This window comes from Asanoa sp. WMMD1127 (assembly GCF_029626225.1).
Lineage (GTDB): Bacteria > Actinomycetota > Actinomycetes > Mycobacteriales > Micromonosporaceae > Asanoa.
The window spans coordinates 5,396,464-5,411,341 of sequence record NZ_JARUBP010000001.1 but is presented as its reverse complement, the minus strand read 5'-3'; the positions used below and the strand labels follow the sequence as shown (position 1 = coordinate 5,411,341).

The following is a 14,878-nucleotide window of genomic DNA, read 5'->3' as shown; positions in this document are numbered from 1 at the left end:
GACTTTTGCCCTGCGGTCCCGATGACATCGACCCAAGGTCAGCTTTTACTTCCCGTTCATAAGTGGCCTCCGTCACCGCGGCGGCCACCCGAGTCAGCGACTGGAGGTGGACCAGGCGTGGTCTCGTCGGTCTCGACACCGGTCCGAACCGGGCAGCCGGCCCCGCCGCCGGCGCCGCCCCGACGCCGCAGGGCGTACCGGCCGAGCTTCACGACCGTGGTGCTGGCCATCCCGGTCGTTTTCATGACATTCCTGTACGCGGTGCCGCTGGGCCGGGTCCTCGTGCAGTCGTTCACCGACCCGGTGCCGGGCATCGGCAACTTCACCGCCGCCTTCCAGGACCCGGTGATGCTCAAGGTCCTGTGGATCACGACGCGGATCTCCATCGAGGTCGCCGTGGTCACGCTGCTCCTCGGCTTCCCGGTGGCGGTCTACATGAGCGGCCTGCCACCGCGGAAGGCCCGGATCGTCGCGTTGTTCGTGATCATCCCGTTCTGGACCAGCGTGCTGGTCCGGTCGTTCGCCTGGATCGTCCTGCTGGGCGACAACGGCCTGGTGGCCAAGCTGCTCTCGCCGTTCACGGGCAACACGACCGGCCTGCTCTACAGCGAGGGCGCGGTGGTCGTGGCGATGGTGCACGTGCTGCTGCCGTTCCTCGTGCTGACCGTCAAGGGCACGCTCGACCAGATCGACCCGACCCTGCTGCGGGCCGCCCGCACGCTCGGCGCCGGGCCGGTGCGCGCGTTCGTGCGGGTCTACCTGCCGCTCGCGCTGCCCGGCATGGCCAGCGGAACGCTGCTGGTGTTCATCATGGCGCTCGGCTACTACATCACGCCGGCGCTGGTCGGCGGGCCCGGCGAGACGACGTTCGCGATGCTCATCGAGCAGAAGGTCAACACGACGTTCGAGTGGGGCATGGCGGCGTCGATGGCGACGATCCTGCTGGTCCTCTCGGTCGGCCTCTACCTGCTGGTGCGCCGCTTCACCCGCGTCGAAGGGCTGGTGGGACGGGTATGACCGACATGACGATCAGACGCCGGCGGGCGAAGCTGCCGCGCACTCCGCTGGAGCGCACGCTCGGCTGGGCCTTCCGGATCCTGGTCTGGGCGGTGTTCGCCTTCCTCGTCGTGCCGATCGCGATCGTGGTCGCGGAGTCCTTCAACGGCGTCGCCTACCTGAGCTTCCCGCTCGAGGGCGTCTCGCTGAAGTTCTACCGCGCGTTCTTCAGCGACAGCAGTTGGGTGCACGCGACGGTCACCAGTGCCCGGATCGCGCTGATGGCGGCCATCCTGGCCACGCTGATCGGCTCGATGGCGGCCTGGGCGCTGGCCCGCTCGAAGATGCGCGGCCGCGGCCTGATCTTCGCGCTCATGCTGTCGCCGATGATCGTGCCGCTGATCGTGCTGGCGATGAGCTACTACTTCTTCTTCGCCAAGCTCCAGTTGATCGGCAACGAGTTCGCCATCGCGGCCGCGTACGCCGTGATGGGCATCCCCATGGTGCTCGTCGCGGTCTCCGGCGCGCTGCAGCACTTCGATCCGGAGCTGGAGAACGCGGCCCGGACCCTCGGCGCCGGCCCGGTGCGGACCCTGTGGAAGATCACCCTGCCCCGGCTGGCCAGCGCGATCGGGGCGGGCGCCATCTTCGCCTTCGTGGCCGCGTTCGACGAGGCGGTGGTCATCCTCTTCGTCGCCGGCAGTGACGCGATCACGTTGCCCCGCAAGCTCTGGGACAGCGTGCGCTACGACCTCGACCCGACCCTGGCCGTCGCCGGCACCGTGCTGATCGTGGTGTCCGTCGGGCTCTTCCTGCTCGTCGAGGTGGCCGGGTCCGTGCGGGCCCGGCGCCGCCGGCGCGCGTTGGCCGCCGACGGCGAACCGGCCCTCGGCAGAAGCGGAAAGGACCTCTCGTGAGCGGCAGCATCGGCGGCCAGGTCGTCTTCACCGGCATCGACAAGTACTTCGGGGACTTCCCGGCGGTGGTCGACCTCAACCTCACCATCCAGAGTGGAGAGTTTTTCACCCTGCTCGGGCCGAGTGGCTCGGGCAAGACGACCACGCTGCGGATGCTGGCCGGCCTGGAGGCGGCCAGCGCCGGCGAGATCACCATCGACGGCCGGTCGGTCACCAACGTCGTGCCCGAGAAGCGCAACGTGGGCCTGGTCTTCCAGAACTACGCGCTGTTCCCGCACATGACCGTCACCGACAACATCCGCTTCCCGCTGTCGATGCGCCGCACGCCCAAGGCCGAGATGCCCGGCAAGGTGCAGCGCGTGCTGGAGATGACGCAGCTCGAGGACTTCCGCGGCCGTTACCCGCGGGAGCTGTCCGGCGGCCAGCAGCAGCGGGTCGCGCTGGCCCGGGCGTTCGTCTACGACCCGAGCATCCTGCTGATGGACGAGCCGCTCGGTGCGCTCGACCGCAACCTGCGCGACCGGCTGCGGCTGGAGCTCAAGTCCCTCCAGCAGCGGATCGGCGCGACCGTCCTCTATGTCACCCACGACCAGGACGAGGCGCTCGCGCTCTCCGACCGGGTCGGCGTGATGCACAAGGGTCGCCTGCAGCAGGTGGCCTCACCCGTCGAAATGTACGAGCGGCCGGTCAACTCCTTCGTCGCCCAGTTCCTCGGCGACTCCGTGTGCCTGCCGGCCGCCCGGGTCGAGCGCGGCGCGCACAGCGTGCTCGACGTCGAGGGCCTCGGCAAGGTGGTCGTCGACAAGGCCAACGACATGGCCGACACGGATCAGGGGGTGCTGGTCGTGCGCCCGGAGAAGTTCCGGGTCGCGGCCGCCGAGCCGGACGCGACCGACCTCAACCGGATCCCGGGCGTCGTCGAGGCCAGTGTCTACCTCGGATCCGTGGTGCACCTCTACATCCGGGCCGACTCCGGCGCCCGCGTCCAGGTGCACGCCCCGGCCGGTGACGCCCGCGTCGAGGCCGGCGCCCGCCGGTGGCTGACCTGGTCCCCGACCGACTCCCTGTTCTTGCCCGTAGTGACCTGACCCGAGATCCGACCGGCCCGACAGCGCGCGACGGCGTGGACCCGTCGTGCGGCCCGACCCTGCCCTCGAAAGGCGAAGACGATGGACCTGGCCAACCTCAAGCACGTCACGTGGCGCCTCGACGGAGCGGTGGGCGTCGCCACCCTCAACCGGCCGGACCGGCTCAACGCGATCGACACCGCCACCATCGCGGAGCTCGACCGCGTGGTGGCCGCGGTGGCCGGCGACCCGGAGATCCGGGCGCTGGTCATCACCGGCGAGGGCCGCGGCTTCTGCGCGGGCGCCGACGTCAAGGACTGGGACGAGGGCACCAGCAGCAAGCCCGACGAGGAGAGCTGGCCGGCGCTCATGCACAAGCTGATGGCCCGCCTCTACTGGCTGCCCAAGCCGGTCGTGGCCGCCGTCAACGGCGTCGCCGTCGGCGCCGGCTGCGACCTGACGCTGGTCTGCGACTTCCGCGTCGCCTCGACCAAGGCCCGGTTCGGCGAGGTCTACATCAAGCTCGGCTTCGCGCCGGACGCCGGCGGCTCGTTCCTGCTGCCCCGGATCATCGGCGAGACCCGGGCCGCCGAGATGATCTACACAGGTCGGATCATCGACGCCGCCGAGGCCGACCGGATCGGGCTGGTCAGCCGGGTCGTCGAGCCCGACGAGCTGCTCGGCGCGGCGATGGAGCTGGCCGGCGCCCTGGCCGCCGGCCCGACCGTGGCGATCGGGCTGGCCAAGCAGAACATCCGGGCCAACGCGCTGGTGGGATTCGAGCAGGCGCTGCGCAACGAGCTGCGGGCCGGCGACATCTGCGGCCGCACCGAGGACCACGTCGAAGGCCTGCGGGCCACCATCGAGAAGCGCCCGGCGCACTACGTGGGGCGCTAGATGGCACACCCGCTGCATCGCCTGTTCGCGCCCCGCGGCATCGCGGTCGTCGGCGCCTCGCCCAAGGGCGGCTACGGCCTGACGACGCTGCGGAACCTGCGGGACCTCGGCTACCCGGGCCGGCTGTACGTGGTGCACCCGACCCGCGACGAGGTCGACGGCGTGCCGGCGTACCCGAGTGTCGGCGCGCTGCCCGAGCCCGTCGACGCGGTGGCCGTGGCGGTGCCGGCGGCCGGCGTGCCCGGGGTGCTGCGCGACGCGGCGGCGGCCGGCGTGCCGACCGGTGTCGTCTACGGCAGTGGCTTCGCCGAGCTCGACGAGGCCGGCAAGGCGTTGCAGGCGGAGGTCCGGGATGCCGGCGTACGCGTGGTCGGCCCGAACTGCCTCGGCGTCGTCTCCTACCGGCACCGGGCCGCGCTCTGGGGCATCGGGATGCCCGGCGGCCCGGGGCCCGACGGGACGATCGCCCTCGCGGCCCAGAGCGGAAACATGGCGCTGACCACGATGGGCTCGGGCCGGCTGCCCGGGCTCGCGTACGCCGTGTCCGCCGGCAACCAGGCCGTCCTCGACGTGACCGACTGCGTCGAGTACTTCCTGACCGACCCGGCCGTCCGGGTCATCGGCGTGATCGTCGAAGGACTGCGCGACCTGACCCGGTTCCGTGCCCTGGCCACGGCGGCCGCCGAGCGCGACGTCGCGGTGGTGGTGCTCAAGGTCGGCCGGTCGGCCAAGGGCGAGGCGGCGACGATCGCGCACACCGGCACGCTCGCCGGTGTCGACGCCGCGTACGCGGCCGCCTTCCGGCAGTCCGGTGCGATCCGGGTCGACGACCTGGAGGAGCTGGTCGCCGTCTGCGCGATGCTGGCCGGCCCGCGCCGCCCGCGCGGCACCGGGCTCGGCATCTTCGCCAGCTCCGGCGGCGAGTGCGGGCTGATCGCCGACCTGGCCGAGGACACCGGCGTGGAGCTCGCGGCGCTGGACGAGCCGGCGCGGGCCACGCTGGCGCCGATCCTCCCGGCGTACGGGCAGCTGGGCAACCCGCTTGACCTGACCGCCGGTGGGTGGGGGCAGCACTCCGTCTACGCGACCGCGACCGCGGGGCTCGGCCGCGTGCCGGGCGTCGACCTCGTGGCGTTCGTCGGCGACGCCCCCGCCAACTCCGGCGACCTGGCCGAGTCCGGCTGGCCCGAGATGCTCGGCGGGGCGGCGGAGGGCGCGGCCGGCCTCGACGTGCCGGTGGCGCTGGTGACCACCACGACCGACACGGTGCCGGAGCTGGCGACGCTGGCCCAGGCGCACGGCGTGCTGCTGCTCCCGGGGTTGCGGACGGCGCTGCGGGCGCTGGCCCTGGCCGGCACGTGGGCGCACCGGTCGCTGGCCGGGGCGGCGGCGACCGCGGCGGGACCGGTCGCGGCGGCCCGGGAGGTGCTCGCCGCCGCGGACGGCCGGGTGCTACCCGAGAGCGCGGCCAAGCGCCTGCTCACCCACTACGGCGTGCCCGTGCCCGACGGCGGCGACGCGGCCGACCCGGAGAGCGCCGTGCTGCTGGCCCGCAAGGTCGGCTTCCCGGTGGTCTGCAAGATCGACGCCGACGGGCTGGCGCACAAGTCCGACATCGGCGGCGTCGAGGTCGGCCTGGCCGACGAGGACGCCGTCCGGGCCGCGGTCGACCGGGTCCTCGCCGCGGGGCGGGCGGCGGCCACGGGACCCGTGCGCGGCGTCCGGATCGAGCGGATGGCCGAGGGACCCGGCGTCGAGCTGATCGTCGGCGGCCGCACCGACCCGGTGGCCGGCCCGCTGGTCGTCATCGGCGCCGGCGGCGTGCTGACCGAGCTGCTCGCCGACGCGGCCCAGCTGCTCTGGCCGTTCACCGCCGACCAGGTGGTCGCGGCCGTCCGCGCCCTGCGGATCGGCCGGCTGCTGGCCGGCTACCGCGGCGCGCCACCGGCCGACGTGGCCGCGCTGGCCGCCGTCGCCGTCGCGGTCGGCCGGCTGCTCGCCGACCTGCCCGAGGTCGCCGAGATCGACGTCAACCCGGTGCGGGTCGGCCCCGCCGGCGCGGTCGCCCTGGACGCGCTGGTCGTCCGGCACGCGGCCTGAGACAGGAGGAAGGACACATGGATTTCTCGATCCCACCGGAGCTGCAGGAGTTCCGCGCGGCCGTGCGCCGCTTCGTCGACACCGAGCTGATCCCGCTGGAGGACCTGGCCGAGGAGAACGACGGCCTGCCCGACGAGATCGTCCGCGACCTGAAGAAGAAGTCGATCGCGATGGGCCTCAACGCCCTGGAGATGCCCGAGGAGTACGGCGGCGGCGGGCACGGGACCCTCGCCCACGTCCTGCTCACCGAGGAGATCTCCCGCGCGGCCCCGGGCGTCTCCAGCGGCACCATCCCGGGCGCGTCCAACATCCTGCTGGAGGGCACGCCGGAGCAGAAGGAGAAGTACCTGATCCCCTGCATCCGCGGGGAGAAGCAGGACTGCTTCGCGCTGACCGAGCCGGGCGCCGGCTCCGACGCGCAGAGCATCCGGACCCGGGCCGAGCCGCGCGACGGCCAGTGGGTGATCAACGGGCAGAAGCGGTTCATCAGCCACGGCGACACGGCCGACTTCGCGATCGTGTTCGCGGTGACCCATCCTGACCGCGAGCGCGACCGGATCACCGCGTTCCTCGTCGACAAGGGCACGCCCGGGTTCACCGTCGGCCAGGTGCACCGCACGATGGGCCAGCGCGGCTACCGCCAGGCCGAGCTGGTCTTCGACGACTGCGTGGTCGGCCCGGAGCAGATCCTCGGCGAGCCCGGCAAGGGCTTCGAGCTCGGCCGGGACTGGTTGCGCAACGGCCGCATCATGACCGCCGCCCGCTGCCTCGGCCCGATGGCCCGGCTGATCGACGAGGGCACCGAGTGGGCCAAGCAGCGGGTCCAGTTCGGCCGGCCGATCGCCGACTTCCAGGCGGTCCAGTTCATGCTCGCCGACTCGGCGATCGACCTGTACGCGTCGCGGATGATGACCTACAACGCGGCGTGGGACGACGACCAGGGCGTGGACCCGAAGGTGGTCAGCGCCAAGGCGTCGGCGGTGAAGGTGTTCGCGAGCGAGGCCTACGGCCGCGTCGCGGACCGGGTGCTGCAGATCTTCGGCGGCACCGGCTACATGAACGAGATGTACGTCGAGCGGGCCTACCGCAACGCGCGCGTCGAGCGCATCTGGGAGGGCACCTCCGAGATCCAGCGCGGCGTCCTCGCCCGCAACCTCCTCAAACGCGGCATGTTCGCGTAACCCACGCTTGGAGACAACGATGACTCCCGATCCGCGCTTCCGCTACACCCGCCGCGACATGCTCCGGCACGCGGCCCTACTCGGTGGCGGCCTGGCCGCCGCGCCCATCCTCGCCGCCTGCGGCAACAGCACGCCCAGCAACGCCGGCGCCGGCTCCGGCTCGGGTTCCGGGTCGGGCGGCAGCAAGCGGGTCGTCGTCGCCGACTGGGGCGGCGCCATCCAGGACGCCGAGAAGAAGAACCTCTACGAGCCGTTCACCAAGGAGACCGGGATCGAGGTCGTCATCTCGGGTCCGCCCAGCAACGCGAAGATCAAGGCGATGGTCGACTCCGGCAACGTCGAGTGGGACGTGGTGGCCGGCGGTCTGTCCAATGTGCTCTCACTCGGCCGCGACTACTTCGAGCCGCTGCCCGACAAGCTCATGTCCATCGACGGCATCGCCAAGGAGTACGTCGACACCCACGCCCTGGCCTACTACGTCTTCTCCAGCAACATCGGCTGGAACACCAAGACGCTCGGCGGCCAGCAGGTGGGCAGCTGGGCCGACTTCTGGAGCGGATCGATCCCGGGCAAGCGCACGCTGGCCGGCATCGAGGGCGGCAGCGTGCCGGAGCTCGAGTTCGCGCTGATGGCCGACGGCGTGCCGGTGGACCAGCTCTACCCGCTCGACGTCGACCGCGCGTTCGCCTCGTACGCGAAGATCAAGGATCGGGTCAGCCAGTGGTGGAGCTCCGGCTCGCAGCCGGGGCAGATGCTGGTCAGCGGGCAGGTGTCGGCGGCCAGCATCTGGATCGGCCGGATCCGCACGCTGCAGGACGAGGGCGCGCCGATCGGCTACACCTACAACCAGGGCATGCTGATGCCGGCCTCGTGGATCGTGCCGAAGGGCGCCCGGAACAAGGACGCCGCGTTCCAGCTCATCGAGTACTCGGTGCAGCCGGAGGTGCAGGGCAAGCTCTGGGGCTCCTATCTGGAGGGTCCGACCAACAGCAAGGCCGTCGAGTTCATGGACGAGAAGTGGGCCAAGGGCCTGCCGACCCACCCCGACAACGCCAAGCTGCAGTTCGTCCGCGACGACAAGTGGTGGGGCGAGCACACCGACGCCGTCCTCAAGCGGTTCCAGGAGTTCGTTCTGTGAGAGGCGCTGCCGCGATCGTCGGCGTGGCCGAGGCGGCCGCGCCGACCGGCGAGCTGCCCGACTGGGGACGGGCGCTCGAGGCCCGGATGATCCGCGAGGCGCTCGCCGACGCCGGCCTGACGCTGGCCGACGTCGACGGGCTGTGCCACGCCGGCTCGTCCCTCGACCTCGGTGAGTTCCTCGGCATCGCGCCGGTGTTCACGGAGTCCACCTACACGGGCGGCTCCGGGTTCGAGCTCTACCTGGAGAAGGCGGCGGCCGCGATCGCCGCCGGGCAGTGCGAGGTCGTGGTGATCGTCTACGCCGCGACCCCGCGCGGCGACCGCAGGCGCGGCACGGGCGGCTGGTACGAGCCGCCCGGCCCCCGCGACGAGTTCGAGGTGCCCTACGGGCTGGGCCTCATGGGCTCCTACGCGCTGGCCGCGAGCCGGCACATGGCGGTCTACGGCACCACGCCCGAGCAGCTCGCCGAGATCGCGGTGAGCACCCGGGCCTGGGCCGCGTACAACCCGGACGCCCGGTTCCGCGACCCGCTGACCGTCGACGACGTGCTGGCCTCCCCCGTTTACTGCTCGCCGCTGCACCAGCTCGACTGCTGCCTCGTCACCGACGGCGCCGGCGCGGTCGTGGTGACGTCGGCCGAGCGCGCCCGGTCGCTGCGCCGGCCGCCCGTGTATGTGCTCGGCGCCGCGTCCTGCCACACCCACAACATGATCCACGCCATGCCCGACCTGACCGTGACGCCCGGCGCGGTCTCCGGCGCCCGGGCGTTCAAGGCGGCCGGCATCACGCCGTCCGATGTGGACCTGTTGATGGGTTACGACTCGTTCACCATCACCGCGCTGCTGCACCTGGAGGATCTCGGGTTCTGCGCCAAGGGCGAGGGTGGGGCGTTCGTGGCCGGCGGGCGCACCGGGCCCGGCGGGTCGCTGCCGATGAACACCAACGGCGGCGGGTTGTCGTACACCCATCCGGGCATGTACGGCATCTTCCTGCTCACCGAGGCGACCCGGCAGCTGCGCGGCGAGGCCGGGCCGCGCCAGGTGCCGGGCGCCTCGGTGGCCGTCGCGCACGGTTCTGGGCAGTACCTGTCGGCGATGTCGACCGTGGTGCTCGGCACGGAGGAGACGCTGTGAGCCAGGCCGATTTCCGCCCGAAGCCCAGCGACGCCACCGGTCCCTACTGGGCCGCCACGAGGGAGCGGCGGCTGCTGCTGCAGTGGTGCGCCGCATGTGCCCGCTTCGTGCACCACCCGCGGGAGGCGTGCCCGGGCTGCCTGGGCACCGATCTGTCGTGGCGGGAGAGCCCGGGCGACGGGGCCGTGCACGCCCTGTCCATCCATCATCGACCGTTCGAGGCCATGGGACCGGAGGACTGTCTCTACGTGGTCGCGTTCGTCGACCTCGACGAGGGTGTGCGCGTCCTGGCCAACCTGGTCGGCGCGGCGCCGGAGTCGTTCGCCGTCGGTGACCGGGTCGCCTTGACCTGGACGCCGGTCGCCGACGGCTACCACCTGCCCGCGTTCCGTCCGGCCGGCCCGTGACCGACGTCGTGGTGGTGCCCTGGCGCCTGGTGGCGCGGGCGATCGTCGGCATGTGGTGGGTGTACGCGTCGGTCGGCATGCTGACCCCGCTGCTCCCCCGCTACATCCACGACCGCTACGGCGCCGGGCCCACCGCGGTCGGCGTGACCGTCCTGCTCTACGGCGTGGCGAGCGTGGCTGGGCGCCCGCTCGCCGGCCGCTACCTGCGCACCGGCGACCCGTGGCGGCTGATGACGCTGTCGGTCGTGGTGGGCGCGGCCGCGCTGGCGCTCACCCCGCTGGCCCCGAACCTGCCCGTCATGCTCGTGCTGCGGGTGATCGACGGCGCCGCCGTGGGCATCTTCTACACCGCCGCGGCGACCAGCGTGGTCCAGGAGACACCGCACGGGCGGCGCGGCCGGGTGCTCGCGTACTTCTCCGTGCCGTTGTTCCTCGGCACCGCCATGGGCCCGGTCCTCGGCGACGCCATCATCGGCTGGCAGGGCCTCGACCCGACCTGGCTGGTGTCGGCCGTGGTGCTGCTGCTCGCGCTGCCGGTGACGGTGACCCGCGCCCGGACCGTCCCGGCCGGTCCCCCGCCGCCGCCCGAGCCGTTCTTCGCCACGCTCGTGCAGCCGACCGCGGTGTGGCCGGCCCTCGTGCTCGCCCTGTCGATCGTCGGCTACGCGGGCTTCCAGGCGCTGGTGCCGCTCTACGGACCCGAGATCGGGCTGCCGGCCACCGGCACCGTGTTCTTCGTCTACTCGTTCCTGACGCTGACGATCCGGATCGCCGGCGCGGGGCTGTTCGACCGCCTGCCGATCGTGACCGTGGTGTTCGCCGGCTGCGTCGCCAACGTGCTCGGCCTCCTGGTGGCCGGGCTGTGGGCCGCGCCGGCCGCCCTCTACGTCGCCGCCGCGCTGATGGCGGTCGCGATCGCCCTGCAGTACGTGCTGCTGATGAAGATGTCGCTGACCGGGGTGCCGCGCGCCCGGGAAGGCTCCGTCGTCGCCGCGTACAGCATCTCCTATGACGTCGGCGCCGGTCTCGGCGCCGTGGCGCTCGGCATGGTCGTCTCGGCCACCGGCTCCTACCGCTCGGCATTCCTGGCCGGGGCGCTCGCCGGCGTCCTGGGCGCCGCCGCGCTGGTCGGACGCTACTGGCTGCGCCGCCCCGCGTACGCCGGGCCCGACTGCACAATGTGAGGAGTACCTGTGATGGAGTCGCTCGAAGGCCGCGTGTTCGTGGTGACCGGTGGCGGCAGCGGCATCGGCCGCTGCGTCGCGCTGCGCCTGGCCGAGCTGGGCGCGGCGGTCGCGATCGCCGGCCGGCGCGCCGAGAAGCTCGACGCGGTCGCCGCCGAGGTGGCCGCCCACGGGGGTCAGGCCCTGGCGGTGCCGACGGACGTCCGGCAGCCGGACCAGGTCGACGCGCTGGTGGGCCGCGCCCTCGACCGCTTCGGCCAGGTCGACGGCCTGGTCAACAACGCGGCGGGCAACTTCGTGGTGCCGGCCGAGAAGCTGTCGGCCAACGGCTGGCGCGCGGTGGTCGACATCGTGCTCAACGGCACGTGGTACTGCACGTCGGCCGTCGGCCGCGCCCTGATCGAGTCGGGCCGCCCGGGCGCGATCCTGAGCGTGGTCGCCACGTACGCCTGGATCGGTCACCCGGGCACCGTGCACAGCGCGGCCGCGAAGGCGGGTGTGGTGACGATGACCCGGACGCTGGCGGCCGAGTGGGCCCGCTACGGCATCCGGCTCAACTGCATCGCGCCCGGCCCGACGACCACCGACGGCGCCGGCGCCGCGCTGTGGGCGACTCCGGAGGACCACGCGCGGGTGCTCTCCTCGGTCCCGGCGGCCCGCTTCGCCGAGCCGGCCGAGATCGCCGACCTGTGCGGCCTGCTGCTCAGCGACCGCGCCGGCTACGTCACGGGCGAGGTGCTGACCGCCGACGGTGGACAGTCGCTGGGCCGCCAGTTCTACGGCCCGCCGCTGAACGCCCCGGTGCCGACGGTCTGACCGGCTAGGCCTCGTCCTTGTCGTGCCGCGCTTCCGCCTCGTCGACCTCCGCCGCGTCCCGATGGTCCTGCGCGCGTTCGCGGTGCTCGGCCGCCTCGGGGCCGCCCCGGTCGGCGATCTGGTCGTGCATCTGTGCGGCGCCGAGGTGCATCTGGGCCGCGCGCTCGTGCGCCTCGGCGGCGGTCGCGTAGGCCCGTGCGGCCCGGCGGATGGCCTCCTCGGCGAGCTCGGCGGCCCGCCGGGACGGCGACGGGGCCGACCCCTCGGCCGGCTCCCGCTCGGCGGCCCGGAGCTCGGCCAGCCGGGCCTGCGCCTCCTCGGCCCGCTGCCTGGCCACCTCGGCCCGTTCGCGCGCCTCGGCGGCCCGGCTCAGCCGCTGCGCCTTCGACTCGTCACGATCGCCGCTCACCCTGACAGCATGACCCCCAGGACCCCGGCGCAGCCACACCCGGGCGCCCCGGTGCCCGACGTGTCATCGGGGGCGCGCGACGGCGACCTGGGGCAGCAGGTGTCCCCCGGCGCGCAACGCCTGCTCGATGGTCAGCTCGCGCCCGGCGCCGGCGAGCGCCGCGACCTCGGCCGGGGGCAACAGCTCCGCGATGCCGTCCGAAGTGCGGCCCTCCACCACCGCGACCGACGGCCACGGCCGCAGGCCGATGCGGTCCCGGGCCGCCGCGGCCGCGCCGACCAGACGCGACGCGAGCCGTGGGTCTCCGGTGTGGACGGCGATCGCGGCCAGCGCGCCCAGGCACCGCGTCAGGCCGTCGAGGTGGTCGATCCCGCGGTAGCCCTCCAGCGCCGCCGCCAGGTGGTGGCGCGCCGACCCGCGATGGCCGAGGGCGGTGGCGTCGACGGCAAGGTCGTAGTGCGCCTCCGCCCGCAGGTTCTCGTCGTCGACCGCCCGGGCGATCGCCAGCGTGTCCTGGTGGCGGCTCTGGGCAGCGGCCACCTGGCCCCGCGCGGCGAGCAGCAGGCCGTAGTGCGACAGGACGTAGCCGGAGACCAGCGGGTCGTCGGCCGCGCGGGCGACCGCCAGCGCCTCGTCGAAGTTCGCCCGGGCCCGGTCGGCGTCGTCGGGCGGCCGGACGATCGCGCGGGCCGACACCACCAGCGCGACGCGCGCCGGCGGTTCGACCCGGCGCGCGGCGGAGCAGGTCGGCCACCATCGGCGCCGCTTCCCGTACGCGTTCGAAGTTGTCGAGCACCAGCAGCGTGTGCCGGCCGGCCAGGGCCCGGCGCAGCGCGTCGACGGGCCGCTCCCGGCCCTGCCCGACCACCCCGAGCGCCGACGCGATCGCGTCCGGCACGACCTCGCCGTCGGTGAGCGCCGACAGGTCGACGAAGGCCGCGCCGTCGCGCCAGGCGGCCGCGTCGCGCCGCAGGACGGCCAGCGCGAGACTCGTCTTCCCGATCCCGCCGGCGCCGGTCAGCACCACGAGCCGCTGGTCGCCGGCCAGCGTGGCGGCGATCCGGTCGACCTCCTCGTCGCGTCCGAGCAGCGGGGTGGCCGGCGCCGGGACGGCCATGCCGTGCGGCGTGGGCCGCTCGGGCCGGGGCTCCTCGAACCGTTCCGCGAGCAGCGTCGCGAGGTCGTCGAGCAGCAGTTCGCGGAGCTCGTCGGCGTCGCCGAAGCGCTTGTAGGCCGGCTGGCCACCCGCCCGGATCCGGTCGAGCATCCGGGTCAGCGCCGGGTCGCGGCCGGGCGCCGGGGCCTTGACGTAGAGCAGGCGCGGCAGGCTCGCCGCCCGCTCGTACTCGTCCTCCAGCCCGGAGATCGCCATCCCCGGCCCGACCCAGCCGTAGCTCTCCCCGTAGATGCCGACGAAGATGTCCGACTGCGCCAGGTAGGAGCGGTAGACGGCCTGGGCGGGGTGCGGCCGGGCCCCGGACTCGAACATCACCGGGGCCAGCCGCAACCGCTCGATGGCGGACCGGGCCGCGCCGCGCTCCGCGGCCAGCTCCACCAGCGTCGACGACACGAACACCCGCAGCCGGTGGTCCGGCGTCCGGATGGCAGCCATCTGGCCGGCGCGGCGGCTCAGAAGGTGCGGATCGCGGTCTCCGCCGGGGCGGCCAGGCCGTTGACGATCTCGTCGTCGAGCTTGACGAGGGTCAGCGACGCGCCGGCCATGTCGAGCGAGGTGCAGTACTCGCCGACGTAGTTGCGGCGCACGTGCATGCCGCGGGCCTCGAGCTGCTCGTGGGCGTGGCCGTAGAGCAGGTAGAGCTCGCTGATCGGCGTGCCGCCCAGGCCGTTGATCATCAGCGCGACGTCGTCGCCCTTCTCGTAGGGCAGGTCGGGCACGACCGCGTCGAGCAGCTCGTCGACGATCTCGTTGGCGTTGTGCAGCTTCTCGCGGCGGCGGCCCGGCTCGCCGTGGATGCCGACGCCCATCTCCATCTCGTCCTCGCCGAGGTCGAACAGCGGCGAGCCCTTGGCCGGCGGGGTGCACGACGTCAGCGCCATCCCCATGGTCCGGGTGACCGAGTTGACCTTGTCGCCGAGCCGCACCAGCTCGTCGATGTCGGCGCCCTGCTCGGCGGCCGCGCCGACGACCTTCATGACGAAGAAGTTCCCGGCGACACCCCGCCGACCCACGGTGTACGTGGAGTCCGACACCGCGACGTCGTCGTCGACCAGCACCGTCTCGATCCGTACGCCCTCCGCCTCGGCCATCTCCTTGCCCATGTCGAAGGCCATCCGGTCGCCCGTGTAGTTGTTGATGAGGTGCAGCACGCCCTTGGGCGACGCGAGCATCTTGCTCGTCTCCAGCACGTAGTCCATCGGCGGCGCGGAGAACACGTCACCGGGACAGGCGGCGTCGAGCATGCCCTTGCCGACGCTCATCACGTGGGCGGGCTCGTGCCCGGAGCCGGAGCCCTGGATGATCGAGACCTTGTTGTCGTTCGGCGCGTCGACCCGCATGATCAGGTTGTAATCGGGGACGTAGCGCAGCGTGTCCGGGTTGGCCAGGGCGATGCCGGTGAGCATCTCGGGCACGTACTGGTTCGGGTCGTTGACGAACTTCTTCATAGTGG

At 73.0% G+C, this 14,878-nt stretch carries 14 protein-coding genes; 11 read left to right on the top strand and 3 right to left on the bottom strand.

Annotation, left to right across the window (positions count from 1 at the left end; genetic code table 11):
* Positions 1-243 precede the first annotated feature (243 nt).
* The 11 genes from O7635_RS25830 to O7635_RS25780 all read left to right on the top strand — a co-directional run bounded on the left by O7635_RS25830 (position 244) and on the right by O7635_RS25780 (position 11,839).
* Positions 244-1,017, top strand: coding sequence for an ABC transporter permease (locus O7635_RS25830; protein WP_278083058.1), 774 nt, complete (start codon positions 244-246; stop codon positions 1,015-1,017).
* A 5-nt stretch (positions 1,018-1,022) separates the two neighbouring features.
* Positions 1,023-1,913 (top strand): ABC transporter permease, encoded by an 891-nt coding sequence (locus O7635_RS25825; RefSeq protein ID WP_278083057.1) that lies wholly within the window; start codon positions 1,023-1,025, stop codon positions 1,911-1,913.
* Positions 1,910-3,001, top strand: coding sequence for an ABC transporter ATP-binding protein (locus O7635_RS25820; protein ID WP_278083056.1), 1,092 nt, complete (start codon positions 1,910-1,912; stop codon positions 2,999-3,001). The genes O7635_RS25825 and O7635_RS25820 overlap by 4 nt, the downstream gene beginning before the upstream one ends.
* 81 nt (positions 3,002-3,082) lie before the next feature.
* Positions 3,083-3,877, top strand: coding sequence for an enoyl-CoA hydratase-related protein (locus O7635_RS25815; protein ID WP_278083055.1), 795 nt, complete (start codon positions 3,083-3,085; stop codon positions 3,875-3,877).
* On the top strand, positions 3,878-5,977 hold the full coding sequence (locus O7635_RS25810) for an acetate--CoA ligase family protein (RefSeq protein ID WP_278083054.1): 2,100 nt from the start codon (positions 3,878-3,880) through the stop codon (positions 5,975-5,977).
* Between the two features lie 17 nt (positions 5,978-5,994).
* Positions 5,995-7,158, top strand: coding sequence for an acyl-CoA dehydrogenase family protein (locus tag O7635_RS25805; RefSeq protein WP_278083053.1), 1,164 nt, complete (start codon positions 5,995-5,997; stop codon positions 7,156-7,158).
* A gap of 19 nt (positions 7,159-7,177) precedes the next feature.
* A complete protein-coding gene (locus tag O7635_RS25800; protein ID WP_278083052.1) occupies positions 7,178-8,296 on the top strand; it encodes an ABC transporter substrate-binding protein in 1,119 nt (372 codons plus the stop codon).
* Complete coding sequence (locus O7635_RS25795) at positions 8,293-9,432, top strand: acetyl-CoA acetyltransferase (RefSeq protein WP_278083051.1); 1,140 nt, start codon at positions 8,293-8,295, stop codon at positions 9,430-9,432. Before O7635_RS25800 ends, O7635_RS25795 begins: the two co-directional genes overlap by 4 nt.
* The gene (locus O7635_RS25790; RefSeq protein WP_278083050.1) at positions 9,429-9,839 is read left to right on the top strand and encodes an OB-fold domain-containing protein; all 411 of its coding nucleotides are present in this window, start codon (positions 9,429-9,431) and stop codon (positions 9,837-9,839) included. Before O7635_RS25795 ends, O7635_RS25790 begins: the two co-directional genes overlap by 4 nt.
* Positions 9,836-11,023, top strand: coding sequence for an MFS transporter (locus tag O7635_RS25785; RefSeq protein WP_278083049.1), 1,188 nt, complete (start codon positions 9,836-9,838; stop codon positions 11,021-11,023). The genes O7635_RS25790 and O7635_RS25785 overlap by 4 nt, the downstream gene beginning before the upstream one ends.
* A 12-nt stretch (positions 11,024-11,035) precedes the next feature.
* Positions 11,036-11,839, top strand: coding sequence for an SDR family oxidoreductase (locus O7635_RS25780; protein ID WP_278083048.1), 804 nt, complete (start codon positions 11,036-11,038; stop codon positions 11,837-11,839).
* 4 nt (positions 11,840-11,843) lie between these two features.
* Here the strand turns inward: O7635_RS25780 and O7635_RS25775 are convergent, their stop codons facing one another.
* From O7635_RS25775 to dhaK, 3 genes are all read right to left on the bottom strand, one after another.
* The gene (locus O7635_RS25775; RefSeq protein WP_278083047.1) at positions 11,844-12,248 is read right to left on the bottom strand and encodes a hypothetical protein; all 405 of its coding nucleotides are present in this window, start codon (positions 12,246-12,248) and stop codon (positions 11,844-11,846) included.
* A 63-nt stretch (positions 12,249-12,311) separates the two neighbouring features.
* Entirely contained in the window at positions 12,312-12,947 is a 636-nt protein-coding gene (locus O7635_RS25770; RefSeq protein ID WP_278083046.1) for a hypothetical protein, read from the bottom strand.
* A gap of 930 nt (positions 12,948-13,877) precedes the next feature.
* A complete protein-coding gene (gene dhaK, locus O7635_RS25765; RefSeq protein ID WP_278083045.1) occupies positions 13,878-14,873 on the bottom strand; it encodes a dihydroxyacetone kinase subunit DhaK in 996 nt (331 codons plus the stop codon).
* Positions 14,874-14,878: the final 5 nt, after the last annotated feature.

What these genes read in the sequence shown, in the direction of transcription:
- O7635_RS25815 (WP_278083055.1), top strand. Translation starts at nt 3,083, where the DNA reads ATGGACCTGGCCAACCTCAAGCACGTCACGTGGCGCCTCGACGGAGCG.
- O7635_RS25780 (WP_278083048.1), top strand. Translation starts at nt 11,036, where the DNA reads ATGGAGTCGCTCGAAGGCCGCGTGTTCGTGGTGACCGGTGGCGGCAGC.
- O7635_RS25810 (WP_278083054.1), top strand. Translation starts at nt 3,878, where the DNA reads ATGGCACACCCGCTGCATCGCCTGTTCGCGCCCCGCGGCATCGCGGTC.
- dhaK (WP_278083045.1), bottom strand. Translation starts at nt 14,873, where the DNA reads ATGAAGAAGTTCGTCAACGACCCGAACCAGTACGTGCCCGAGATGCTC.
- O7635_RS25830 (WP_278083058.1), top strand. Translation starts at nt 244, where the DNA reads ATGACATTCCTGTACGCGGTGCCGCTGGGCCGGGTCCTCGTGCAGTCG.
- O7635_RS25825 (WP_278083057.1), top strand. Translation starts at nt 1,023, where the DNA reads ATGACGATCAGACGCCGGCGGGCGAAGCTGCCGCGCACTCCGCTGGAG.
- O7635_RS25805 (WP_278083053.1), top strand. Translation starts at nt 5,995, where the DNA reads ATGGATTTCTCGATCCCACCGGAGCTGCAGGAGTTCCGCGCGGCCGTG.
- O7635_RS25800 (WP_278083052.1), top strand. Translation starts at nt 7,178, where the DNA reads ATGACTCCCGATCCGCGCTTCCGCTACACCCGCCGCGACATGCTCCGG.